Annotated in this window: 19 protein-coding genes, 1 pseudogene and 1 riboswitch; of the genes and pseudogenes, 15 read left to right on the top strand and 5 right to left on the bottom strand. The window is 59.0% G+C overall.

The features are described 5' to 3' along the window. The first annotated feature begins 65 nt into the window (after positions 1 to 65). Both LPC22_RS01035 and groL read left to right on the top strand, forming a co-directional pair. A complete protein-coding gene (locus LPC22_RS01035; protein ID WP_015022108.1) occupies positions 66 to 269 on the top strand; it encodes a cold-shock protein in 204 nt (67 codons plus the stop codon). A 298-nt stretch (positions 270 to 567) separates the two neighbouring features. Next, positions 568 to 2,187 carry a chaperonin GroEL gene (gene groL / locus LPC22_RS01030; protein ID WP_024626575.1) on the top strand — a complete coding sequence of 540 codons (1,620 nt, stop codon included), beginning with the start codon at positions 568 to 570 and terminating at the stop codon, positions 2,185 to 2,187. Between the two features lie 207 nt (positions 2,188 to 2,394). Here the strand turns inward: groL and LPC22_RS01025 are convergent, their stop codons facing one another. Further along, positions 2,395 to 2,688: a WXG100 family type VII secretion target gene (locus LPC22_RS01025; protein ID WP_229131705.1), complete on the bottom strand. Its 294-nt coding sequence runs from the start codon at positions 2,686 to 2,688 to the stop codon at positions 2,395 to 2,397. A gap of 69 nt (positions 2,689 to 2,757) precedes the next feature. Here LPC22_RS01025 and LPC22_RS01020 point away from each other — a divergent pair, with 69 nt between their 5' ends. The 6 genes and pseudogenes from LPC22_RS01020 to LPC22_RS00990 all read left to right on the top strand — a co-directional run bounded on the left by LPC22_RS01020 (position 2,758) and on the right by LPC22_RS00990 (position 10,551). Further along, positions 2,758 to 3,549, top strand: a complete 792-nt coding sequence (locus tag LPC22_RS01020) for a TPM domain-containing protein (protein WP_229131704.1) — start codon at positions 2,758 to 2,760, stop codon at positions 3,547 to 3,549. 4 nt (positions 3,550 to 3,553) lie between these two features. After that, positions 3,554 to 4,312, top strand: a complete 759-nt coding sequence (locus LPC22_RS01015; protein ID WP_024626572.1) for a response regulator transcription factor — start codon at positions 3,554 to 3,556, stop codon at positions 4,310 to 4,312. Further along, positions 4,302 to 6,257, top strand: a complete 1,956-nt coding sequence (locus tag LPC22_RS08365; RefSeq protein WP_444542269.1) for a sensor histidine kinase — start codon at positions 4,302 to 4,304, stop codon at positions 6,255 to 6,257. The genes LPC22_RS01015 and LPC22_RS08365 overlap by 11 nt, the downstream gene beginning before the upstream one ends. Before the next feature lie 86 nt (positions 6,258 to 6,343). Beyond that, positions 6,344 to 6,733: a cold-shock protein gene (locus tag LPC22_RS01000; protein ID WP_024626571.1), complete on the top strand. Its 390-nt coding sequence runs from the start codon at positions 6,344 to 6,346 to the stop codon at positions 6,731 to 6,733. Between the two features lie 68 nt (positions 6,734 to 6,801). After that, positions 6,802 to 7,770: pseudogene (locus LPC22_RS00995) on the top strand (DUF3027 domain-containing protein); the annotation flags it as partial. A gap of 132 nt (positions 7,771 to 7,902) precedes the next feature. After that, the gene (locus LPC22_RS00990) at positions 7,903 to 10,551 is read left to right on the top strand and encodes an ATP-dependent Clp protease ATP-binding subunit (protein ID WP_229131702.1); all 2,649 of its coding nucleotides are present in this window, start codon (positions 7,903 to 7,905) and stop codon (positions 10,549 to 10,551) included. A 424-nt stretch (positions 10,552 to 10,975) separates the two neighbouring features. Here LPC22_RS00990 and LPC22_RS00985 read toward each other — a convergent pair whose 3' ends face one another. Both LPC22_RS00985 and LPC22_RS00980 read right to left on the bottom strand, forming a co-directional pair. After that, the gene (locus LPC22_RS00985; protein ID WP_229131701.1) at positions 10,976 to 13,378 is read right to left on the bottom strand and encodes an energy-coupling factor transporter ATPase; all 2,403 of its coding nucleotides are present in this window, start codon (positions 13,376 to 13,378) and stop codon (positions 10,976 to 10,978) included. Positions 13,379 to 13,411: 33 nt separating this feature from the next. Continuing rightward, positions 13,412 to 14,017 carry an ECF transporter S component gene (locus tag LPC22_RS00980; protein ID WP_081709191.1) on the bottom strand — a complete coding sequence of 202 codons (606 nt, stop codon included), beginning with the start codon at positions 14,015 to 14,017 and terminating at the stop codon, positions 13,412 to 13,414. 5 nt (positions 14,018 to 14,022) lie between these two features. Beyond that, positions 14,023 to 14,157: riboswitch (FMN riboswitch) on the bottom strand. Positions 14,158 to 14,322: 165 nt separating this feature from the next. Between LPC22_RS00980 and LPC22_RS00975 the strand changes: the two genes are divergently transcribed. The 7 genes from LPC22_RS00975 to LPC22_RS00945 all read left to right on the top strand — a co-directional run bounded on the left by LPC22_RS00975 (position 14,323) and on the right by LPC22_RS00945 (position 21,877). Continuing rightward, the gene (locus LPC22_RS00975; RefSeq protein ID WP_229131700.1) at positions 14,323 to 14,973 is read left to right on the top strand and encodes an RNA polymerase sigma factor; all 651 of its coding nucleotides are present in this window, start codon (positions 14,323 to 14,325) and stop codon (positions 14,971 to 14,973) included. Then, positions 14,960 to 15,823 carry a hypothetical protein gene (locus tag LPC22_RS00970; RefSeq protein ID WP_229131699.1) on the top strand — a complete coding sequence of 288 codons (864 nt, stop codon included), beginning with the start codon at positions 14,960 to 14,962 and terminating at the stop codon, positions 15,821 to 15,823. The genes LPC22_RS00975 and LPC22_RS00970 overlap by 14 nt, the downstream gene beginning before the upstream one ends. Positions 15,824 to 15,857: 34 nt before the next feature. Then, positions 15,858 to 16,715 (top strand): ABC transporter ATP-binding protein, encoded by an 858-nt coding sequence (locus tag LPC22_RS00965; RefSeq protein ID WP_229131698.1) that lies wholly within the window; start codon positions 15,858 to 15,860, stop codon positions 16,713 to 16,715. A 73-nt stretch (positions 16,716 to 16,788) separates the two neighbouring features. Continuing rightward, positions 16,789 to 18,003, top strand: coding sequence for a hypothetical protein (locus tag LPC22_RS00960; protein ID WP_229131697.1), 1,215 nt, complete (start codon positions 16,789 to 16,791; stop codon positions 18,001 to 18,003). After that, positions 17,996 to 18,733 carry an ABC transporter ATP-binding protein gene (locus tag LPC22_RS00955; protein WP_024626549.1) on the top strand — a complete coding sequence of 246 codons (738 nt, stop codon included), beginning with the start codon at positions 17,996 to 17,998 and terminating at the stop codon, positions 18,731 to 18,733. The genes LPC22_RS00960 and LPC22_RS00955 overlap by 8 nt, the downstream gene beginning before the upstream one ends. Positions 18,734 to 18,873: 140 nt before the next feature. After that, positions 18,874 to 20,790 carry an FtsX-like permease family protein gene (locus LPC22_RS00950; protein WP_229131696.1) on the top strand — a complete coding sequence of 639 codons (1,917 nt, stop codon included), beginning with the start codon at positions 18,874 to 18,876 and terminating at the stop codon, positions 20,788 to 20,790. Positions 20,791 to 20,851: 61 nt separating this feature from the next. Beyond that, entirely contained in the window at positions 20,852 to 21,877 is a 1,026-nt protein-coding gene (locus tag LPC22_RS00945) for a glycosyltransferase (RefSeq protein ID WP_444542268.1), read from the top strand. 12 nt (positions 21,878 to 21,889) lie between these two features. Here the strand turns inward: LPC22_RS00945 and LPC22_RS00940 are convergent, their stop codons facing one another. Then, positions 21,890 to 22,663 (bottom strand): histidine phosphatase family protein, encoded by a 774-nt coding sequence (locus LPC22_RS00940; RefSeq protein WP_229131694.1) that lies wholly within the window; start codon positions 22,661 to 22,663, stop codon positions 21,890 to 21,892. 52 nt (positions 22,664 to 22,715) lie between these two features. Then, positions 22,716 to 23,495 (bottom strand): nitroreductase family protein, encoded by a 780-nt coding sequence (locus LPC22_RS00935; protein ID WP_229131693.1) that lies wholly within the window; start codon positions 23,493 to 23,495, stop codon positions 22,716 to 22,718. Positions 23,496 to 23,659 lie beyond the last annotated feature (164 nt).

Raw genomic sequence — 23,659 nt, 5'->3', positions numbered from 1 at the left:
GACCAGGCAGATGCGGTCAGTCTCGTATCTGTTGTGACGCGGCACCTATGTTAAGGAAGTTAGTTATGGCACAAGGCACTGTGAAATTCTTCAGCGCTGGCAAGGGTTACGGATTCATCAATCCCGACGATGGCGGCGAGGACGTGTTCGTGCACTACTCAGCCATTCAGTCCGACGGGTTCAAGACCCTTGATGAGGGAGATAAGGTCGAATATCAGGTGGAGCAGGGCCCCAAGGGTCTGCAGGCAACCAAGGTCACCAAGCTCTGATTGTCGTCTTCTGTATTCGTCATGGTGGATCCCGGTCATTCCGGGGTCCATTTTTTTTTTAGCATTCGTTTGAGAGCAGAGTGCGGATCGTCTGTGGGCACGGCCGATCGATCAGGGCCGATATGACATACAGCCTGCAGCGTATTTTCCCCTCAGGTTGGCACTCGGCCCCACCGAGTGCTAATCTGCTGAATTAGCACTCGAGGTGTGGGAGTGATAACACGACAGCTGACGGTCGGGTTCCGTTCCACTCCGACGGTGGGTCATGAAACCTCAAGCCATGACGGAGGAAGCAACAATGGCAAAAATCATCGAGTATGACGAGGAAGCTCGTCAGGGCATGCTTGCCGGCCTGGACAAGCTGGCCGACACGGTCAAGGTCACGCTGGGCCCCAAGGGTCGCAATGTGGTGCTGGACAAGTCCTACGGCGCGCCGACCATCACCAACGACGGTGTCTCCATCGCCAAGGAGATCGACCTGGAGGATCCTTACGAGCGCATCGGCGCCGAGCTGGTCAAGGAAGTCGCCAAGAAGACTGACGACGTAGCCGGAGACGGCACCACCACCGCCACCGTACTGGCCCAGTCCCTGGTGCATGAGGGTCTGAAGAACGTGGCTGCCGGGTCCAACCCCATCGCCCTGCGTCGCGGCATCGAGAAGGCCGCCGATGCCATCGTCAAGGAGCTCGTGGCACAGTCCAAGGAAGTCGAGACCAAGGATCAGATCGCTGCCACCGCCACCATCTCTGCAGGCGACCCCGAGATCGGCAATGAGATCGCCGAGGCTCTGGACAAGGTCGGTCAGGACGGCGTGGTCACCGTCGAGGACAACAACCGCTTCGGCCTGGACCTGGAGTTCACCGAGGGCATGCGTTTCGACAAGGGCTACATCGCTCCCTACTTCGTCACCAACAACGACGACCAGACCGCCGTTCTGGATGATCCCTACATTCTGCTGACGTCAGGCAAGGTCTCCAGCCAGCAGGACGTGGTCCACATCGCCGAGCTGGTCATGAAGACCGGCAAGCCGCTGCTGATCGTCGCTGAGGACGTGGACGGCGAGGCGCTGCCCACCCTGATCCTCAACAAGATCCGCGGCACTTTCAACTCCTGCGCCGTCAAGGCCCCTGGCTTCGGCGACCGCCGCAAGGCTATGCTGCAGGATATGGCCATTCTGACCGGCGCACAGGTGGTTTCCGATGAGCTCGGCCTCAAGCTGGACTCCATCGACATGAGCGTGCTGGGCACCGCCAAGAAGGTCATCGTCTCCAAGGACGAGACCACCATCGTCTCCGGTGGTGGTTCCAAGGACGAGGTCTCCGCTCGCGTGGGCCAGATCCGTACCGAGATCGAGAACACCGACTCCGACTACGACCGTGAGAAGCTGCAGGAGCGGCTGGCCAAGCTGGCCGGCGGCGTGGCCGTCATCAAGGTCGGCGCAGCCACCGAGGTCGAAGCCAAGGAGCGCAAGCACCGCATCGAAGATGCTGTCCGCAACGCCAAGGCCGCCATCGAAGAGGGCCTGCTGCCCGGAGGCGGCGTGGCTCTGGTTCAGGCCGCTGCCAAGGCTGAGAAGGATGTCAAGCTGGATGGCGACGAGTCCACCGGCGCATCCATTGTCTTCCGCGCCATCGAGGCCCCCATCAAGCAGATTGCCGAGAACAGCGGCGTCTCCGGTGACGTGGTCATCAATAAGGTTCGTTCGCTGCCTGCTGGCCAGGGCTTCAACGCCGCCAACAACGAGTACCAGGACCTGCTGGAGGCCGGCGTGGCCGACCCCGTCAAGGTGACCCGTTCTGCCCTGCAGAATGCTGCCTCCATCGCCGGGCTCTTCCTGACCACCGAGGCCGTCGTAGCCAACAAGCCTGAGCCTCCGGCACCTGCTGCCGCTCAGCCTCAGGGCGACATGGGCTACTGATCCCTTGAGGTTCGGCCCGGCTTTTCGGCTGAACTGATTGATCGCCAAGGACAGGGGCCTGCGCACCGGATAATGGTGTGCAGGCCCCTGTCTCTGTTCTTGTACTCGTTGACCGTCTGTTTTCGTTTTCCACATATGCTTGCCAGATCTAGTGCCGATCCGCCATGATTACATAGCTTCAGGTTGCCTGCATGCATCAACCAGGTGTCAGGCTCCGGCGAATAGACAGGTGGCCTGGGCCTCGGTGTCCGCATAGAGCGACGATGCCTGTGTCAGAGCTGCCTGGATACCTTCAAGCGCCTGTTCCATCTGAGCCTGCGAGGCGCGCCACTGCTGGGCCACCGTGGCGAATTGGCTGGCCGCCGAGCCCTGCCAGACGCTTTGCAGATTGTCCAGATTGGTGTACATTCCCGCCACGGCATCTCTGATGGCTCCTATTGAGCCGCTGACCGCGCCGGAGGCCGTCTGTATCTGATCCGAATCAACTTGGAACCGTGTCATGATTGTCCTTTCCGTGAATGGCGGTGATGGTGGGGGAGTCCACTGCCGTCAACCGCTACTGTGGACACTATGACAGTGTTCAAGCAGTTGCCCCGTCCGAGGACCCATGTGGTCGAACGAGTCCCCTTCCACAAGACGAATCCGGTCGGCGTTTCACCCATAAGGCGGGTGCTGGCTTTCCTGCTCCTGATGATTGTGATGGTCGGCGTCCTAGAACCGATCAGGGCTTTTGCCGATGAGCCTAAGACTGGGGCCGGAACCATGACCGACACGATCACCGATCCGCAGAATTTGCTGGGTTCGGACGTGGGATCAGTCAAGGATGCTATCGAGGAAACCGCGCAGCAGACAGGAGTATCGGTCCGACTGCTCTACCTTCCGCATTTCTATCAGGGTGTTAAGCCTGAGACCTGGGCATCCAGGGTGCTCGAATCGATGAAGCCCACCCACGACACGGTCCTGCTGGCTGTGGCCTCTCAGGACGGCAAATTGGTCGTGGCGGTCTCCAGCAACTCGCAGGCCTGGCTCAAGGACCAATCCAGCGTGGATCAGCTCTCGCAGGCGGCTCTGGAGCCGGTCACCAAGGGCCGCAATCCCGACTGGGTGGGCTCGGCCAAGGCCATGATGGACCAGGTTGAGACTCTTGACCAAAACCACCGGCATCGCCGGGTGATGATCATTGCTCTTTCGGCGACGGTTGTCGTCCTGATCGTGCTGGGCGTAGCCGTTACGATTTGGTGGCGTCGCAGTAGCCGAACCGGGGCTCATCATCGCAAGTCCGGCGCTGCGAAGAAACAATTACGCCCGGCAGAGACGGTCAGCAAACTATCAGATAATACCCAGAAAGACGCGGCAAGCTGAAACCATGAGCAAACCGACGCAAGCACAACTGGTCGTGGTCGACGACGAACCGTCCATCAGGGATCTGCTGGTGGCCTCCCTGCATTTCGCGGGCTTTGCAGTCGAGACCGCGGCGTCCGGCTCCGAGGCCATTCAGGTCATTGAGCGCGTCCAGCCCGATCTGATCGTCCTGGATGTCATGTTGCCTGATATCGATGGATTCACGGTCACCTCCCGTATCCGTCAGGAGGGAATCGAGGCGCCGGTGCTCTTCCTGACGGCCAGGGATGATACCCAGGACAAGGTCATGGGACTGACTGTGGGCGGCGACGACTACGTGACCAAACCTTTCAGCCTGGAGGAGGTTGTGGCCAGGATCAAGGCCATATTGCGCAGGACGCGCGAGCATCAGGAGGACGATCCGATCATCCGCGTAGGGGATCTGGAAATCAACGAGGATTCGCACGACGTCACCAGGGCGGGTCGACCCATCGATCTGAGCCCGACCGAATACAAGCTGCTGCGCTACCTGATGGACAATGAGGGCCGTGTGCTCAGCAAGGCGCAGATTCTGGATCATGTCTGGCAGTACGACTGGGGTGGGGATGCGGCCATTGTGGAGTCCTACATCTCCTACCTGCGCAAGAAGGTGGATGGCATCACCATCAGCGACGGACACGGTGGGGAGCGCAAGGTCACCCCGCTGATCGAGACCAAGCGGGGCATCGGTTACATGATTCGGGCCCCTAGGCAGAACGCATCGGATGGCGGCGATGGCGACTAGTCCCTTGGGCTCGACCCCTATGGCAGAACCGTCGGCTACTCACGACCCGAGGTCGGCTGACAGGGCCAACTCAGCCATGGGTTCGGATTCTGACAAGGGAAACGGCTCCGGCAGATCGAGGGGTCGGTCCATGCACAGGTCGCCGCTGGCTGCCATTCCCCTAAGCACCAAACTTGTAGCCAGCATGCTCATCCTGCTCATCGTGGGTACGGTGGGCGTCTCTGTGGCCATCTGCCAGATGGCCGACGACTATCTGATGAAGCGCACGGACTCCCAGCTGATTCGCCAGGCCAACCTGGGCATCCGCAACGCCACCCTTCTGCGCCAGGAGGACCTGAGCAAGAATGGCCTTGGCCCCACTGATTACTTCCTGCAGATCCGCGACGATAAGCTGCACATTATTTCGGACGATCTGAATCCCATGCAGGTCAACGGTGTCATATCCCGCCCGCGTCTGCCCGCCGACGGCAGCCTGGATTCGATACCTCTGGGCAAGCCGACCACGGTGCCGGCCTATGTGCGCGTCTCTCGACAGGCTTCGCCAGACCGGGACACCATGAAGCGAGCCCGGGCCTCCTGGCGGGTGGTGGCCATGCAGTGGAAGCTGCGCAATGAACTGGACGGCTCCGAAATCAGCGGCGTCCTCTTCATCGGTCTGTCCATGAGCGACCAGGGCGAGGCCGTGCACGATCTGACGGCTTTCTGCATGATCATTTCCGTTGTTGTGGTCCTTCTGGGTGGAGTCATATCGGTCCTGCTGATCCAGTCCACCCTGGTTCCCCTCAAACGCATTGAGAAGACCGCTGCCAAGATAGCGGCCGGTGACCTATCTCAACGCATTCCCAGCTTCCCCGAGAATACCGAGGTGGGTTCCCTGGCAGCATCCCTGAACGCCATGCTGGCGCGAATCGAGCGTTCCTTCGACGAGCAGCGCCAGACCACCGAGAAAATGAAGCAGTTCGTTTCGGATGCCAGCCATGAGCTTCGTACCCCTCTGGCCGCCATCCACGGCTATGCAGAGCTCTACAGGATGCAGCGCGACTATCCAGGTGCTCTGGAGCGGGCCGACAAGTCCATCCAGCACATCGAGGACTCTTCGACCAGGATGACGGTCCTGGTCACGGATCTGCTCTCGCTTGCGCGCCTGGATGAGGGCAGGGGGATCGATCCGACCCTACCGGTCGATCTGACTGGACTGGTGCGAGACGGGGTGGACGACCTGCATGCCTTGGACCCGGGCAGAGAAGTGGCTACAGGAAAGGTCTGCCTGCACACCGAAGATCAACCCGCCCCCCAAGAGATGCCGGTCACGCCCAACAAGGGTCTGCCAGGCCTCAAGGGGCGCAACAAGGAAAAGATCACCGTGGGCGACCACCTTGGCCCAGCCGTCAGCTTGGACATCCAGGAGGGTTCCCTGCCATCGGTACCGGTGACTGGCGACCCCAGCCGCCTGCGTCAGGTGATTACCAATATCGTGGGCAATATCCACCGCTACACCCCATCTGATTCGCCGGTCCAGGTGGGGCTGGGCCTGGTCAAGGCGACCATCGCTCCAGCCGATTTGACCAGGTTGGAGGCCACTGAGTCCTCGCTGGGACACCTGACCGAGGCGATCCAGGTGGCAGAGAACAGCCATGTGGGCACCGACTACGCCATCATCCGAGTGGTCGACCACGGGCCTGGTGTCCCGGAGGAATCCAGGTCCAGGCTCTTCGAGCGCTTCTACACGGCAGACCCATCCAGGGCTCGGGAGAAAGGCGGCACGGGGCTTGGACTGGCCATTGTCCAGTCCATCGTCAAGGCCCACCAGGGGTTCATCTGTGCCTCGCAGACTCCGGGGGGCGGCTTGACCTTCACCATCGTCATACCCCAGGGCGCCAACCGGGATCAGGGGCGCGCTGAAGGCCAGACCAATCTTGCCGCCAACAGTCCCGTACGCCCATGACAAGATGGGTCGTCCTGCCCGCCCGGGTCAGGTAGACTGATTCCGGATATACCTGTTCAAGAAGTAACGTAAGGAAGTGGCAGAGCATGCCCAGCGGGAGAGTACGGTGGTACGACGCCAAGCGGGGGTTCGGGTTCATCACGGATGAACAAGGTGGGGATGTCTTCCTGCCCTCATCAGCCCTGCCTGCTGGGGTATCTACCTTACGCAAGGGATCCCGGGTGGAGTTCTCGGTGGCTGAGGGCCGCAAGGGTCCCCAGGCCCTGGATCTGAAGCTGGTGGGGCCGACCCCCTCCATTCTGCGTGCCAAGCGACCCGATCCGGACGATATGGCCGCCATCGTGGAGGATCTGATCAAGCTGCTGGACTCCGCGGGCAATGGCCTGCGCCGGCACCACTATCCAGGTCGGGCTGAATCCGCCAAGCTGGCCACCCTCCTGAGGGCTGTGGCCGATGACTTTGACGTGCCGGACTGAGTGGGCGGCGAGAAGAATCCGATCTGGATCGGCCTGGTTCGGTCCAACTGATGATGAAGGTGTGATAGATGGTTCAAGAGGACCTGGATCCTGAGGAACTGGCCAGGCGAGTGGCTCTGAGCGTGGCCGCCGACAGTGATGAGGTCGGTGAATTGGTCGGCCGCACCCTGATTGGGGACGGAGTCTGGGACTACCGGTTCGCCTCGGCCATCAAGGGTTATGAGGGCTGGCAGTGGTCGGTCACCCTCTACCGCGATGAGGATGCCGATACCTGGACTGTGGATGAATCCTCTCTGGTGCCTACCGATGCGGCCCTGCAGCCCCCGGCATGGGTTCCCTGGAAGGATCGCCTGCTGCCCTCGGATCTGAGCGTGACCGATGTCATGGGAACCGAGCCGGACGACCCCAGGCTGATAGCAGGATACAAGCCTGTGCAAGCCGGTTATCAGAATTCTGAAGTACAGCAGAACCCTGAAGATAATAACCCTGAAGATAATGAAGAAGGCCAGAAAGAGTCAGCCTCGGTTGATGCTGATGGTGTGGTTTTTCGCCTGGTAGGCCGCCCAGGTGAAGAAAAAGACGCTCAGGAGCAGGAACCTAAAGATCAGGCTTCCCTCGGCGCACAGACCTCTTCCGCTGATTTGGATGAGGCTGTCGACCGCTTCGCTCTGAGCCGCCGACACGTGATGACCGCCGAGGCCAGGACGGCCACCGCCAAGCGCTGGTACGAGGGGCAGCACGGTCCCAAGTCCCTGTCGACCCGCACAGCCAAGGGCAAGGCCTGCGAGACCTGTGGCTTCATGATTCCGCTGGCAGGTGACCTTGGGACCATGTTTGGTGTATGTGCCAACCGTTGGAGCCCGGACGATGGACGCGTGGTCTCCCTGGATCATGGCTGCGGCGAGCATTCCGAGATCGAACCCCAGGAGGAGTCCCATCTCTGGGTCCAGTCCCAACCGGCCTATGACGATCTTCATATCGATGTGGTCAGGCAGAAGCCCCGTGAGGAGCGCCCTGAGGTGGAACTCATGGAGCAGATGCAGTCAGAAGACGGCTCAGAGGACTGATTCCAAGGCCTCGTTGCGTTCAGAGCGCAATCACCGGCGGGCCGAGAATAAACGTCACCGTAAATCTGTAGAGTGAATTACGGATCAAAGGGAAGGACAAGTATGTTCGAACGGTTTACCGACCGTGCGCGGCGGGTGATTGTGCTGGCGCAGGAAGAGGCCCGCACCCTGCAGCACAATTACATCGGCACCGAGCACCTCCTCCTGGGCCTGATCAGGGAGGGTGACGGTGTTGCCGCCAAGGCCCTGGCCTCCAAGGGCGTGGAACTGGATGCCACCCGCAAGCAGGTTGAGGAGATGATCGGTAAGGGCAATGCGGTTCCCAATGGGCATATCCCATTTACGCCGCACGCCCGTCAGGTTCTGGAGCTGTCACTGCGCGAGGCGCTTCAGCTGGGTCACTCCTACATTGGTACCGAGCACATTCTGCTGGGACTCATCCGCGAGGGTGAGGGCGTCGGCACCCAGGTGCTGATCAAGATGGGTGTGGACTTGGGCGATCTGCGGACCGCCACTATTGACATGATTCGCGGCAACCACGAGGGCGGCGACGCTGGCAAGGGCGATCTGGCCAATGCCGGCGGCGTTTCCAACAAGGGTGGACAGACCGGTTCGGCCATCCTGGACCAGTTCGGTAGGAACCTGACCCAGGAGGCTGCTGAAGGCAAGCTGGATCCGGTCATCGGCCGGGCCAACGAGATCGAGCGGGTCATGGTCGTCCTCTCCAGGAGGACCAAGAACAACCCGGTGCTGATCGGCGAGCCCGGCGTGGGCAAGACCGCCGTGGTCGAGGGCCTGGCGCAGAAGATTCATGAGGGCGATGTTCCCGAGACCCTCAAGGGCAAGCAGGTCTACTCGCTGGATCTGGGCTCCATGGTGGCCGGTTCACGCTACCGGGGCGACTTCGAGGAGCGCCTGAAGAAGGTGCTCAAGGAGATCAAGACCCGGGGCGACATCATCCTCTTCATCGACGAGATTCACACCATCGTTGGAGCGGGTTCGGCCGACGGTGCTCTGGGTGCCTCTGACATGCTCAAGCCGTTGCTGGCCCGCGGCGAGCTGCAGACCATCGGAGCGACCACTACCGACGAGTACCGCAAGTACATTGAGAAGGATGCGGCTCTGGAGCGGCGTTTCCAACCCATTCAAGTCTCCGAGCCCACCATCGCCCAGACCATCGAGATCCTCAAGGGTCTGCGCGGTCGTTACGAGCATCATCATCACGTCACCATCACTGACAAGGCCCTGCAGTCGGCCGCTGAGCTTTCTGCACGCTACATTCAGGACAGGAATCTGCCTGACAAGGCTATCGATCTGATCGATGAGGCCGGCGCACGTCTGCGCATCAAGCGGCTGACCGCCCCGCCGGAGCTCAAGGAACTGGACGCCAAGGTGGATCGCATCTCCGCCCAGAAGGATCAGGCCATCAAGGATCAGGACTTCGAGAAGGCCGCTCAGCTGCGCGACAGCCAGGAGAAACTGGAGGCTGAGCGCAAGGAGAAGGAGCAGGCCTGGCACGAGGGCGAGTCCGACGTCAAGATGGTTGTCGATGAGGATGTAATCGCCGAGGTGGTCTCCTCGACCACCGGCATCCCGGTCTTCAAGCTGACCCAGGCCGAGTCCAAGAAGCTCCTGGGTATGGAGAAGGAGTTGCACAAGCGGATCATCGGCCAGGATGAGGCCGTCTCCGCCCTGTCCCGCTCCATCCGCCGTACCCGTGTGGGTCTCAAGGATCCCAAGCGTCCCGCCGGTTCCTTCATCTTCGCCGGTCCCACCGGCGTGGGCAAGACCGAGCTGGCCAAGGCTCTGGCCCAGTTCCTCTTTGACGATGAGGATGCCTTGATCCGGGTGGATATGTCCGAGTTCTCGGAGAAGTACTCCACCTCCCGTCTCTTCGGCGCCCCTCCGGGGTACGTGGGTTATGAAGAGGGCGGCGAGCTGACCGAGAAAGTCAGGCGCAAGCCATTCTCCGTGGTCCTCTTCGACGAGATCGAGAAGGCTCACCCGGACATCTTCAACACCCTTCTGCAGGTGCTGGATGACGGCCATCTGACTGATGGGCAGGGTCGCATGGTGGACTTCAAGAACACCATCATCATCCTGACCACCAACCTGGGAACCCGCGACATCGCCAAGGCGGCCAACACCGGCTTCAACGTGAGCGGCAACACCGAGACCTCCTACCAGCGGATGAAGGATCAGGTGACCAGCGAGCTCAAGCAGCAGTTCAGGCCTGAGTTCCTGAACCGCCTGGATGACATCATTGTCTTCCAGCAGCTGACTGAGCCCCAGGTCCGTCAGATTGTCGATCTGGACATCGCTCAGCTCAACGATCGTCTCTTCGAGCGTCACATGTCCCTGGATCTGACCGACAAGGCCAAGGACCTGCTGGCCGAAAAGGGATTCGACCCGCTCCTGGGTGCCCGGCCTCTACGTCGCGTCATCCAGCGGGACATCGAGGATGCGGTCTCCGAGAAGATCCTCATGGGCGACCTTACGGACAACGAATCCGTACTGGTCGACGCCGAAGGCGAGGGCATCCTGGGCGAGTTCACCTTTACTGGCAAGCCCTTCGAGGGACCTCGTCATGCGGCCAGCTCTGCCGATGGGCAGGATCAGAAGTCCGAACTGGTCGGAGCTTCGGTAGGTGCTTCCGACGCTGATCTGCCATCAGCAGGCGAGACCGACAGTCAGAGCCAGGATGGCCAAGGTTCTGAGCAGGCCGATCAGAGTTCCCCTGCTAGTGACTGAGATACTGGGTTAATGCCTGACGCGGCTGACTAAAGAGGGGCTGGAGCACTGTCCATGTGCTCCAGCCCCTCTTATTTTGTGCTGCCGAGAGTAATTTATGTTGATCCCTGTAATATGATCTTTAAAGCATCGTTTGAGATATGTGGCTTCTATTGGCAGAGTGAGCCCCGGATTCGTTTTGCCTCACGAGTCAATCGGTGGGATTAATCATGTTCTTATATCAAGCCTACGTCTACGATGAAATTGATAGTAAGTGACGCTAGCGTTCCCGAGTCAGCCTCCAATTCACAACGGCTCGTCTACTCGGGTAGCCGAGTAGACGACGACTCAGGCAGTTGCGTGATGGAACACTTAGGCCAGGCATGGGAGAAGGCCTAGTTAACTGAAAGGACAGTGTGCTAAGCGCTTGATGTGGCCTGGCTGCTCAGAACAGGGGATGCAGCAGCAGGGCCAAGAGATAGAGGGCCATAAGAGCGATGAACAGGATGTCCATCCTGTCCAGTCGCAACAGGCGGTAGTGGGTGCGCTCTTGGCGACTGCCTTCATAGCATCGGGCATCTAGGGCACGGCTCAGATTGTCAGCGTGGCGAAGGGCTCCGGCGAAGACGGGAACCGTAATGGCTATGGCCGCATGCAGGCGTTGCGAGAGCGAGCCGGACTCGATGGATCCGCCGCGGGCGGCCTGGGCTTCCACGATGGCCTGAACCTCACGTCCCAGTGTGGGGATGAAACGCAGAGCAAGTGAGAGGACCAGGGCGATCTCATTGGTGTGGATGCCCAGCTTGGACAGTGGGCTCAGCAGGGATTCACAGGCATCGGTCATCTGCGTCGGGGTGGTGGTCTCCACTAGGAGGGCCCCCAGAAAGATGATCAGCATGAAGCGGCAGGCGTAGAGCACAGCCACCCAGATGCCGCCAGTAGTCAGTACGAATGGACCCCAGGCAGCCAGTCTGCGGCCGGTCTGAGTGACCAAAAGATTGAAAAGGGCCAGCAGAAGCATGAGGGCCAGAAAGCCTTTGACCGAGTTCAAAATGGAACGCAGTGGGGCCCGGGCGGCGGCAAAGAGACCGACAGTGACCACCAGCGCCAGAATAAGTTGCGCTGGCGTGGAGATGGCGAAAGCGGTGAACATGGCTAGGAGGAAAGTGACCATCTTGGCTCGCGGGTCCAACCTCGCCAGCAAGGAGACGGGTTTCTGGTCGGTTTGAGTGTGATCCGCTACCTGCTCTGTTGCGTCTGTTGCCAGCAGTTGGTGGTAGCGCTCCACGACTTGAGCAGTAGGCCCATAGGCTAACGTTTTTCCATGCTCCAGTAGCAGGGCCTGATCGGCCAGATCCAGGGCCTCCCGATCGGCGTGAGTGCTCATGACGATAGTGACTCCACGCTGGTGGAGCACTCGAAGTAGCCGCATGATGCCTGCGCAGGCTTGGGGGTCCAGACTGGCGGTGGCCTCGTCCAAAACCAGCAATTGAGGGCTGCAGGCCACGACTCCGGCAATCGCTACCAAGCGCCGCTGACCCCCCGAGAGCTCGAAGGGTGAGCGGTCGGCCAGATCACTGATGCCCAGAAGCTTCATGGCATCATCCACCCGCTGCTGCACCTGCTCGGGTCCATAGCCCAGGTTGTGCGGACCATAGGCGATGTCCTGGGCTACGGTATCCGCAAAAAGCTGATGTTCGGGGTATTGCATGACATAGCCGACCCTTTGGCGCAGAAGCTTGAGATTCTGGCGTCGCAGATGCTTGGCCTTGGGTCTGTCGGGCCCGGCCAGGGGAAGGCCGGCCACCTGGATTGATCCGCTGTCGGGAGCGGCTAGGGCACAGATGAGTCTGGCCAGGGTGGACTTGCCGGATCCGTTGCGCCCGATAATGGCCAGGGTCTGTCCTGCCGCCAGCTCCAGATTCACCTGTCTGAGGGCTTTGCTGTCGGCATCCGGAAAACTGTAAGAGACATCCGACAACTTGACCATGGGAACGGCGTGGTCATCGACTGCGGTCTTCGCGTCCGTATCTGATGCCCCGTTTTGGGTCGGTCGATTTTGGTCAGGTTCGCCAACAAGGGCAGGCAGATCCTGCCTGGTCAGGATCTGATCGGGTCTTCCGGAGGCCACGATGCGTCCATGGTCAAGCACGAGGACTCGATCAGCCTGTCTGGCCTGTTCAAGCAGATGGGTGATATGGACGACAGCTGTGCCCTGGGCTGTCAGTCGGCAGAGGATTGATTGAATCTCCTGCCGGCCGGCTGCATCGAGCATGGCGCCAGGTTCGTCCAGCACCATCATGCCTGGATTCATGGCCAGGCTACCGGCCAGGGCCAGTCGTTGCTGCTGTCCGCCAGACATGCGGGTGGGATCATCATTCATCCGCGCCTGCAGATCCACCTGCTTCAGGGCCGCTGGCACGCATGAGAGCATTTTCTGGCGGGGCAGGCCCAGATTCTCGGGTCCGAAAGCCACGTCGTCCTGGACGACGGTGGTCACGATCTGGTCTTCGGGGTTTTGAAAGACCATGCCGATGCTCCGCCGTGCCTGCCGGTAGGCCTCAGCGTCGATCTGCCGGCCCTGATCCGGGGTATCAGAGCAGACCGTCCGGCCCATAAGCTCAACCCGGCCACGGTCGGGTGCTGTCGCACCCGAAAGGATGCTTCCCAGCGTGGATTTGCCGGAACCATTTGCTCCCAGGATGCATAGATGCTCGCCTGCATGCACCTCCATGGACAGATGATCCAAGGCCCAGGTCTGTCCTCCGTCATAGGAGAAGGAGACCTGGTCCAGGCGGGCGACCGTTGCCTTCGAATCCGCAGAATCCGAGACTGCGGATTGGGTCATGGATGCTGCCATGACGTGCCGAACCGCCGTGGCCTACTTGTTGATCAGCGTGGAGATGGGCTTGTAGATCAGGAAGGTGACCACGCCGTGGATGGCGAACTTCATCAGGTTGAAGGGCAGGAGGATCGGCACGATCATGGCGACCACCTTGGCCATGGACATGTGCGCGTAGAAGGGGGTGATCACCACGTTGCACAGGATGGCTGCGATCACGCCCAGAATGGCGCCGGAAACGATCCCAATGACTGCTCCCTTACGGCTGTGCATCTTGCGGTAGACCAAGGCTGCCGGCACGCTCAGTGCCAGGGCCACGATCATCGAGATCAGAGCGCCGAAGGGGTTGGTGAACAGGTGCGGGACGAATCCCAGAATGGAGATGATTGCTGCAGCGGCAGGGCCGAAGGCGAAGCCGCATACCAGGACGACGATGCCAGAGGGGTCATATTTGAGCCAGGGAGCGGCAGGAAAGATCGGGAATGAGAAGAAGCTCAGAACCATGGCCAAGGCTACGAAGAGTGCGTAGACCGCAATCCGTTTGGTCGACCAGCGTCCTGAACCGCCTGCACCTGTGGAGTGGACATCGTTGAAGCGCGTGTCCTTGTTTGCAGTGGTGTGTGAATGAGAATTGGGCATGCTCATAGAGGGCCTCGTTTCTTCCATCCGGACTGTAACCGTTGGCTTCGGACTTGAACCGATATCCACCGCTTGCGCGGGTCGCGGGCTCCCGGCCTTCAGCCGGATACCGCCAGTAAGGACTTTCACCTTCCCTGAAACTGACGATTTCAATATAGCTGCGGTCCTTGGAATGGTCAATTCTTTCTGACTGATAGTGCATTTCTAGACACGCCAGGAAGGAAATAAAACCGCCTTCCATGCAACTATTGCAGCCTGCACAACGAATATGAGGTTGTCGAAAGTTCACAATGCTGCAAGGAGGCTGGAGCATGGCGAGGATGGGTGACCATCTGCTGCCTGCGGATGAAGCTATGCATCCGGCCTTGGTCAGACAAACCAGTGACGGAGACGCTGATGGTGGCCAATCCCAGGCAGAGGACCTGGAATGGATCAGAAACATACTGACAACTAGATCCTTTCGCGCAGCCGATGACCTAGTTCGCAAGTACTACGACGACATCCTGGCCTACATCCGAGCTCAAGTAGGCGATAAGGAGGAGTCGCTGAACCTTGCCCAGGATGCCTTTGTTGCCATTCTGCGGTCTTTGGAGAGCTACGATTCGCACAAGTCCAGCTTCCGTACCTGGATCCACCGCATCGCAACCTATAAGGTTATTGACTACTGGCGGATCCGCCGCAGGCGTCAGCGGCAGGAGGCGCAAGTATTTGTGGCATCCGGCCACGATCAACATGACGACCCCGCCGACCAGACCTTCAAGGACGACCTAGTTGGTCGAATTGAAGACAAGATCTCACAGGCTCCGGTCCCGGCGCAGGAAGTTTTGCGTCTCCATCTGTATGCCGGCTATGGGTTCGCGCAGATTGCCGAGGCCTGCGGAGAGCCTGAAAACACGGTCAAGGCTCGGTATTACCGACTTTTGGACAATTTGAGGAAGGAGTTTGGTCATGAATCGGTCTGAACCTGATATCCGTCCCGTTCTGGCGGCTCTTCAGGGTAGCGACCTTGAGCGCGATGATTTTGCTGAATCACAGATCGGCAGTTCCCGGATGCGCGAGCGAACCATAAAAACGATTGTCCGCAAAGGGATGGGAAGACGTCCTGGGCTGATCTGGACCCTTGTAGCCATGGTTCGTTCCCTAGGCCTGAGAAATCTGCTCTTTGGCCTCTGGGACTGCGTCTTTATCGGCTTGATTCTGACGGTGGCAGTTTGGGCGACCGTCTTTGGCTCCTTCATGAAGACTGCTTGGCCCAGTAGAGTCGATAGAATCTTCGGTCTGGTTGTCCCCATATTCGTCTGCTCGCCTGCTCTTTTCCTGGTGGTGCACCTCTTGGTAGTGCTCAAGGAACGGAATCTGAATACCCTGAATCTGATCAGAACCTGCAGGTGGTCATTCCGTCAGATAGCCGCAGTCAGGATGCTTCTGTTCGGCATGGTCAGCATGATGATTTCATCCTTGGCTACGGTCTTGCTGGCGTGGACGACCAATCCGGGGCTGCCCACCATGACCCTTCTGGGGATCAGCTTCTCCTCCCTCTTTCTCTTTTCCCTGGCACAAATCTGGGTAGAGGAGCATATGCATGGAGACCTGTCCATCTGTCTGGTTCTCGGACTCTGGATTGTGCTCGGCATGATGCTTTATCTGACTCGATTCGCCACCGCCCCCATCCTTGTCTCTATTCCGCCGGCCTTGAGCCTGGCGACGGGCCTTGTTCTTCTGGCGATCTTCCTGCTTGTTCTGCATGGACGCTGCGTAGGGTCACCTCTGCCAAGGTGGGCATGGCATATGAAAAGACTGGCGACGGCATGAGGGCGGAATCTTACATGTTTGGCGTGAAAGGACGGTGAGTTTCGTGCTGCACTTGGACCATGTGTCAAAGAGCTTCAGGAACAAGCGGGTTATCAACGATCTGAGCCTTTCTATTGGAACCGGTGTCCATGGGCTCCTGGCACCCAACGGAGCAGGCAAGACCACGCTGATCCAAATGATCGCCACCCTGATCCGCCCGGATTCGGGAAGCATTACCTGGAACGGGCAGGACATCATGGTTATGGACGAGGACTATCGCGGCCTCTTGGGGTATCTGCCCCAAAAATTCGGCTATTACCCGGACTACAGCGCTGAGGATTTTTTGACCTACATAGCTGCCCTTCAGGGGATCGGCCGGAAACGGGCCAAGCCCCTGGCGAAAGATCTCCTGAAGACCGTGGGGCTTAAAGACCAGGGTAAGCAGAAGATGAAGACGCTCTCTGGGGGCATGATTCAGCGCGTGGGGCTGGCACAGACCATGATCAACGACCCGGAACTGATGATTTTGGACGAGCCGACCGCTGGTTTGGACCCTGGGGAACGTGTCCGCTTCCGCAACCTGGTCCATGCCCTTTCGCGCGACCGGATCGTCATCCTATCCACTCATATCGTCTCTGACCTGGAGACCATCGCCGACCGGGTCATCATGCTCAAGGATGGACAGATCTGCTGCAACCAGTCCCCAAGGCAGATAAGCCGCTGGCTGGAAGGCAAAATATTCCTGGTTCCTGCGGATTATCGCTTAGGGCAGGGGCAGCTGCTCCTTGAGGACGAGCTGGATGGGGATGCGACCCGGCTCAGAATTTACTCACCTGAGCCGCCGTCCCAGGGCCAGGCTGTTCCTGCCAACTTGGAGGATGCCTTCCTGGTGATCTACGGGGACGAGGAGTAGCGATGCAGTATACCCCGCCGAATCGGGCTCGCAATCTTATTTCTTGCCAGGGATGTCTTCAATGAGATGGACGGTGGTCAGGAACGAAATGCGGCACCTTCTGGGTACCTCTTTTTGGGTGGTGCTCAGTCTGTCTCTTGGATTCGTTTTCTGTATGAATCTAGCTATGTATGACCAAATTCCCACTGACGAAGCCCATCATGACCTAGCTAGCTACGGACCGTATGTCAGTCAGTCCACCATTGCTGAATTCAAGCGTGAGGCTGACAGACTTGAACCGGTGGTATCCAAAGATCTGATGGCACTTGGTCCTCAGGCTGTTCAACTGGGCGTCAAGAATTATCAGTCGGCCAGGGACCTGGTCGATTCGGTCGAGAGCTCGCGCTGGACAAATCCTTCAGTACTGAATACAGACCGGGGCAAACTGACCGGCCGCATCAATGCCTTGCCTAGCTATCGTCGGCTTGCTCATTGCCATGATGTCATGGATGCCTATCGTGGATGCAACCGGGAAGCCCTGACCGCAAGAGCCGAGAAACAGTTGCGTAAGGGCGGTAGTAATGGCATCGAACTGCCCGAATCGGTGACGAAGCGGCTTGATGACTTAAGTGGACAGTGCAGGGCGGGTATGGGCCTGGCCGCTCCTGAATTACTTGACTACACTCAGAGCAACTTCAGACTTTCAGTCTATCTGGTCCCGCTTCTGGCAGCCTTGGTTGTCGTGGCCCCACGCCTTGTTAAAGACCAGGTCCATGGGGTCCGGCAGACGCAGTTGACGACACGGACCGGACGCTTCTTGCCTGGGCTGCAGGTGTTCGCCATGGTCTGTACGGGCCTGCTGATGATGCTCATGGTAGCAGCGGGATCATTCCTGATGTGGGTGCCCAAGATCGCGGGTTTGCAGGATCTTCCGGTTTTTGATGGACATGCATTGCCTTGGTTCACCTGGTCCTTGGGGGAGTATCTGGCTGTGTTCGTATTGCTCTGCCTGGGGTCCGCCTTTCTTGTTTTTCTCTTGGTTCTCTGGATTTCCATGCACTGCAGGACCTACACGCGCTTGGTCTTGCTTGCAGTCCCGGTGGTGTTGCTGGCCGTTCATGTCTTTGTCGTCTGGCTTCTCGTAGATCCATGCTGTATTGGCAGTGTGGTGACTCGGATTGTGCCATTGCCCGGCATTGAGCTCTACCTAATCCTGGGACTGTTGGTTTTGACCCTTTGTCTTTGCTGGTGGTCGGCCAGAAGGCTTTGTTGCCTAGGCGACCTGAATGAAAGGAAGATCAATGAATGAACTGCCACTGAAAATGGAGGAGGTGTCCTTCCACTACAAGGCTGGTGAAGCTGGAATAGATCAAATCAGCCTGGAATGCTCGGCAGGATCTTGGACCGCAGTTATGGGTCCTTCCGGAGCGGGGAAAACCACCTTGCTTTATTGCGCCTCAGGGCTCTTGCCAGTACAGCAGGGATCGGTCGAGATAGCCGGCCAGAACATAGCCAGGATGAAGGAGTCCGCCCTAACTAGGATGCGCCGCGACCATATCGGTTTCGTTTTTCAGGATTACAACCTGGTCGAGGCCTTCACCTGCTTGCAGAACGTCATGCTGCCCCAGCTCTTCGGCGGTCCCAAAGTTGGTGTCGCCCAATCGCTGCAGGCCTTGAAGATTTTGGGTCTAGATGGGTATGCGCAGCAATATCCGTCTGACATATCTGGCGGTCAAAGGCAACGCGTGGCCATTGCCAGAGCGCTGGTCGCCCAGCCAGATATGATTTTCGCGGACGAGCCCACCGGGGCACTGGATACGCGCAGCTCGGAAATGGTTCTGGATGCCCTTTCGACCTTGGTGGAGAGCGGACGGACCGTGCTCATGGTGACCCATGACCCCAATGTGGCGGCCTGGGCGCAGCGCACGGTCTTCTTGGTGGACGGCACAGTGCATTCGATATGCCAAGGATATACGGCCGAGCAGCTGTCCACTCACCTGACCAGCATGACTCAGGTCGGCCAGGGGGTAGGACGATGATGCATGCGGGTAAAGGCCAAGCAGGAAGAGGAGAAGTTCCCGGACGGGATTCCCTGCATGCATTCTCCTCGATCAGTCGACCGACCCTGTTCTCCTTGGTCTTGTCCCTGATCAGGAAGCATCGAGCATCGTACGCGGTTATGGGTCTATCCACCTTCCTGGCATCCCTGCTGACCTCTTCGACCATGCAGGTCTACCAAGCGGGAAAGTCCTTTGACAATATCGGCGATCTGAATAGGTTGAACACCTACCAGCGTCTCCAAGCCAAGGTACCTTATTCAAATCTCTCCATGGTCACTATTCCGGCGCTGGCTTGCTGCCTGCTGGTGTCGGTCTTTTTGGTCCTCTCGTCGGTCACTTTTCTGATTCAGGAACGCCGACGCGAGTATGCAATGATGCGGTTGAACGGAGCCTCGCGCAGGAGGATCCTGATCATAGGTATCTTGGAATTCTCGATCCCCCTGGCCCTCTCGAATCTCATTGGCTGCCTGGTCGGATCTCTCCTGACCATACCAGTTGGACGGTTTTACGCGCGCTCTGCCGAGTTCAGCGACAGTGGCATGGTTTTCACACCGCGGATTCGACCTTCCATTGCAGTTGTCACCTTCATCATGATGATGGTCGCCTGCCTGTTGGGAGTATGGATGGCTATGCGCAAGGTGGGCGGGGCAGCTCCGCTCCAGCTCATGACGGAGACCAGTGACAAAACCAAGCGGATCGGATGGATTCGTTCTTCGGCAGCCCTGGTCTTCCTGATCCTGACCTTGGTGGTCGGGTTCGCCCCACTGCCTTCTATGACCCAGGACCTGCGTATTATGCTCGAGGTCATTCTTGTCATCACTACGGTCTATTTGGCGGCTCCGATCCTGGTTGTCCTGACTGTGTCGGTCATTGGTCTGATCCCGGCGAAGGCTGCCGGGGGGCCAGGTCTTCTGGCCCTGCAGCGTGCTCGAAAGGAGAGCGCGGGCTCAACCGCTATAGCCCTCCCAGCCATGATGATCCTGACCATCATCATCTCCCTTGTAGCCGCCATGCAAGCTGGCTCCATCGGAGGGGCGGTTCTGAGCCTATATCCGCTGAAGGCCGATGTTATGGCTACTTCCCTTGATTCGGATGCCCAAAACCGCAACCCATCCGATCTGATCGGTGGAATGCCTGAGGTTCGAGACTTTGTTACCTACCAGACTCAGCAATGGGCTATGGAAGGATCAGCGGGCCAGACGGCAACGGTGGTATGGGAACCTGCCGAGCAACTGCAGGGTCAGAAAGTTCAGAGTTCGCCGAGCATTCATTTCTCCTTTGTCCAAGGGAATTCGTCTGATCTCGGTTCAGACCGCGTCGCTGTGAATCAGGATTCCTCCTATTCCATAGGCGACACCGTTCGTCTTCTTGATCGCCATGATCAACCGCATGAGGTGCGGGTCGTTGCCCTTGTTCAGTCGCCTGAGGGCATTCCAGAACTATCTGCAGGCAATAACTATCCTCTGTTTCTGACGGTGGAGGGTGACCTGCCTCAATTGGGTGAAGACGTACATACGATCATTCCCATATCGGCTGTCAATCCGACTGATGCGCACGGGATTACCTCCCGTCTGAAGAGTGGCCTTCAGGGCGATTTCGCGGTGCGGACCAGGCAGGAGTATATAGATGACTTCATTCAACGAGGCCTGTCCGGGCAGACGGCCATGACGGTCATGATCGTCGGCGGGACTGTTCTTGCCCTAATTTTCATGATGCAGTCCATCGCCATTTCGGCTTGGGAGCGCAAGCGGCAGAACCAGCGGCTCAATCAGATCGGGGTGGCCTGGAGGTCAATAGCTTGGTCGGGAGTGATGGAGACACTGACCGATGTGGCCGGCGGTGCAGTGATGGCGCTGCTGGGGATCGCCATTGTCGAGGGCTGTATTGCCTTGAGTTTTGTCCAGGCCGGCATGTCTATGGCTCTGACCCCTGTGCCCGTCGGCCGGTTCCTTCTGGTGACTGTGGTTCTGCTGCTGGTGGCGGTGTTCACCTCCTGGGTGTGCAGCCTGCGATCCAGGAAGGCGGAAGAAGGCTGAACCTACTAGGAGGATTTTGCTTCAGTAAGCAAAGTTGCGGGGCGGTGTCACAATGGAGAGCATGGGAAAGACCTTGAATAAGGCGGCTATGGTCGTCGTAACCTATAAGCGTCAGGAATTGCTGACAGGCCTGCTCGACTCCATCCTCCGGCTCACCCAGGCCCCCTGGCGGATCGTGGTGGTGGATAACGAGAATTCGGCAGACACGCGAACCATGGTCGAGCAGTTCTCAGAACGTGTGACAGGACGTTGGGGCAGGACCATCATCGACGGCTCCGGCAATCAGGATCGTGTCGTTTATCTGCCACAGGATCACAATGGCGGCGGCGCGGGAGGTTTCTCCGCTGGCGTGCGCAAGGCATACGAGCTGGGGGCCAAGTGGTTCTGGGTCATGGATGATGACGTTGCAGTAGAGCCCGAAGGACTTGACCTGCTGGCTAAGTGGAGTGAACGCTATCAGGTGGTGCAGGGTTCCCGGCTGGATTATGATGGCGGACCATTTTACTGGCAGTATCATTTTCTTACCGCCTTGGGCATTCCAGACCCGATAGCACCGGGGGAGTTCGGCCCATCGGGCTGTCGGCCCATGAACACCATGTGCTTTGAAGGAGGGTTCTTCTCCCGGCAGGTTGTGGAGCAAATCGGTCTGCCTGACCCGCGCTTCTTCATCTATTGGGATGACACCATCTATGGGTATTTGGCATCCAAGGTCACACAGCCTGTGGTCGTCTCCGATGTAGTCATGCGTCGGACTCGCAACATCGCCAATTGGAACATTGCCGGGGTGCGCCAGCTCAATTCCACCTCGGATATGAATCGTTATCACATCATGCGCAACCGGGGCTTTATGGCCAGGTATTTCATGGTTCATGGGGACTATCGGCCTCTGGCTTTCACCCTAGGAACCCTGGCAACAGCTCTCAAGGAAATCATCCGCCTTCTGGCTGTTGATCGCAGTCACATCATGACTGGCATCCCTGCCATCCTGAAGGGATGGGTGGATTCGCGACAGATATTGCATGATCCCGACTGGAAGCCCATGGAGCCCCTCAAGGGCCAACCAGCCGGGGAAATACAGGGCGCCTGAAAGTTCTGCCTGCTACTTTTCCTGACTGCCTGCCTGGAAGTACTCCATGGAACCGATAGGCCCTGCCAGATGGAAACCGCCATCCCGGTAGACGACCTTGGTGACAGCGGTGTTGTCCATATCAGGGATGGGGCAGTGGTCATCGATGGCCACCAGGAACTGTTGCAGGCACATGCCCGAGGAAACCACCAGGACAGGCCCGCCACCCTCTTCGATGGCAGACTGGGCGATGCGCGTCAGCACCGCGATCATCCTGCTGCGGACCTGGGCGGTGGTCTCAGCCCGATCCTGTTCCTCAAGTCCGGCGGAAAGGACGTCCTGGGCATCCAGCCGATGGAAGGTGTCCTGCATATGGACGGAGATGTTCCTGCCGTAGGTTGCCTTGGCCGTAACGAAGTCCCTGAAACCCATGGCGGCGCAGACCTGGTCCAGAGTGGTGCGCTCGTCCCGGCCCTCGAAACTGCCGAAATTGTCCTCACGCAAGTCGGGATCCACGCCCACGGGCAGGTCCCCGTTGCCAGACATGTCAAGGGCCAGGCGGGCCGTTTCATATTGCCGGCTCAGATTGCCGCTCCATGCCGCCCGGAAACGAATGGGCCGCAGACCCCGGCCGAACTGGCGCACGTCCTCGCGGCCCTGCCCGGTCAGGGGAAAATCGGACCAGCCCTGCATCAGATGCATGACATTGGCCGTCGTTCTGCCGTGACGGGTCAGGTAAAGGGTTGTCGAACCTGCTTCGGTGCTCGGTTCAGCGGCGGATTGTGATGATGATGCTCCATTGTTCATAGTTCATCACCCTACACGGCCCCCTTACCGTGGCACTAGGGCACATCCATGGTCAGGACCTGATGAAACGGCCTCCCTCGCCCCAGGTCCAAGTGCCCCCGCCGGCGCCAATCTGGAAGTTCATTTTGGCTATGCCCAGATCGACTGCGGATCTGTAGGCGACCGAGGGATCCAAAGTGGCGATCGCATCGCCTGAGTCCTTGTCCCAGGCGAAAACCACGGGCTGTCCGTTCATGGCCGAAGGTGCCTTGGCGGCAGCTGCAACGCCGGACTTGAACCATTCCGGTGCATCCTGGCGGTCCTGCGCGCTCATGGCTGAGGTCAGTTCCTCATAGCTCTTGGATGTTCGATGTTCGGCTTGACGTTGGCAAAGCATGGCGAAGTCCTGGTTGCCGTAGCCGATCTGGTCGGCCGGATAGCCGATGGTGACTACCAGGTAGAGCGACTGACTGGGGGTGATCCGGCAGTGGCGCTCGGCTGCCTGACGGTCCCAGCTGCCCGACACCCATCCTGTCCCCAGTCCGTACAGGGTGGCGGCAAGGACCATGCGCTCGCCGTAAAAGCCGGCTTTCTCCAGGCTCTCCTGATCATCCTTGGGTCCGACCAGGGCCAGGTAGTTGGCCGCATTGGCCAGGTGGCCGGAAGCGTTGTCGGCCGCGAAGGCATCAGGTTTGCCCAGGACCAGCTGCATGTCCAGACCGCTCAACGTGTTCAGAGCGTTCAGGGTGCTGCCCAGCTGTCTGGCCAGGTCGGGATCGATGGGCTTGGGGTCGTATTCTCTGGTGGTGATGCGCACGTTGACTGCGTCGATGAGCTGTGTATGTTCGGTCATAATCTCATTATCCCACTCAATTATTCTTCCTGCAGGTAGTGGCAGAAGCCAAGTGGAAGGGCCGCGCTTGGTCTGGCTTATACCGCTCCCAAGGGCTGTAGAGGCATGCCTTGGGGTACAATCACTACCGTGCCGGTTCGGACCCTCATCTTTGATCAGCTAAG

This window comes from Bifidobacterium mizhiense (assembly GCF_020884755.1).
Lineage (GTDB): Bacteria > Actinomycetota > Actinomycetes > Actinomycetales > Bifidobacteriaceae > Bombiscardovia > Bombiscardovia mizhiensis.
The sequence above is the reverse complement of the archived record's forward strand: the minus strand, read 5'-3'. Positions and strand labels throughout refer to the sequence as shown.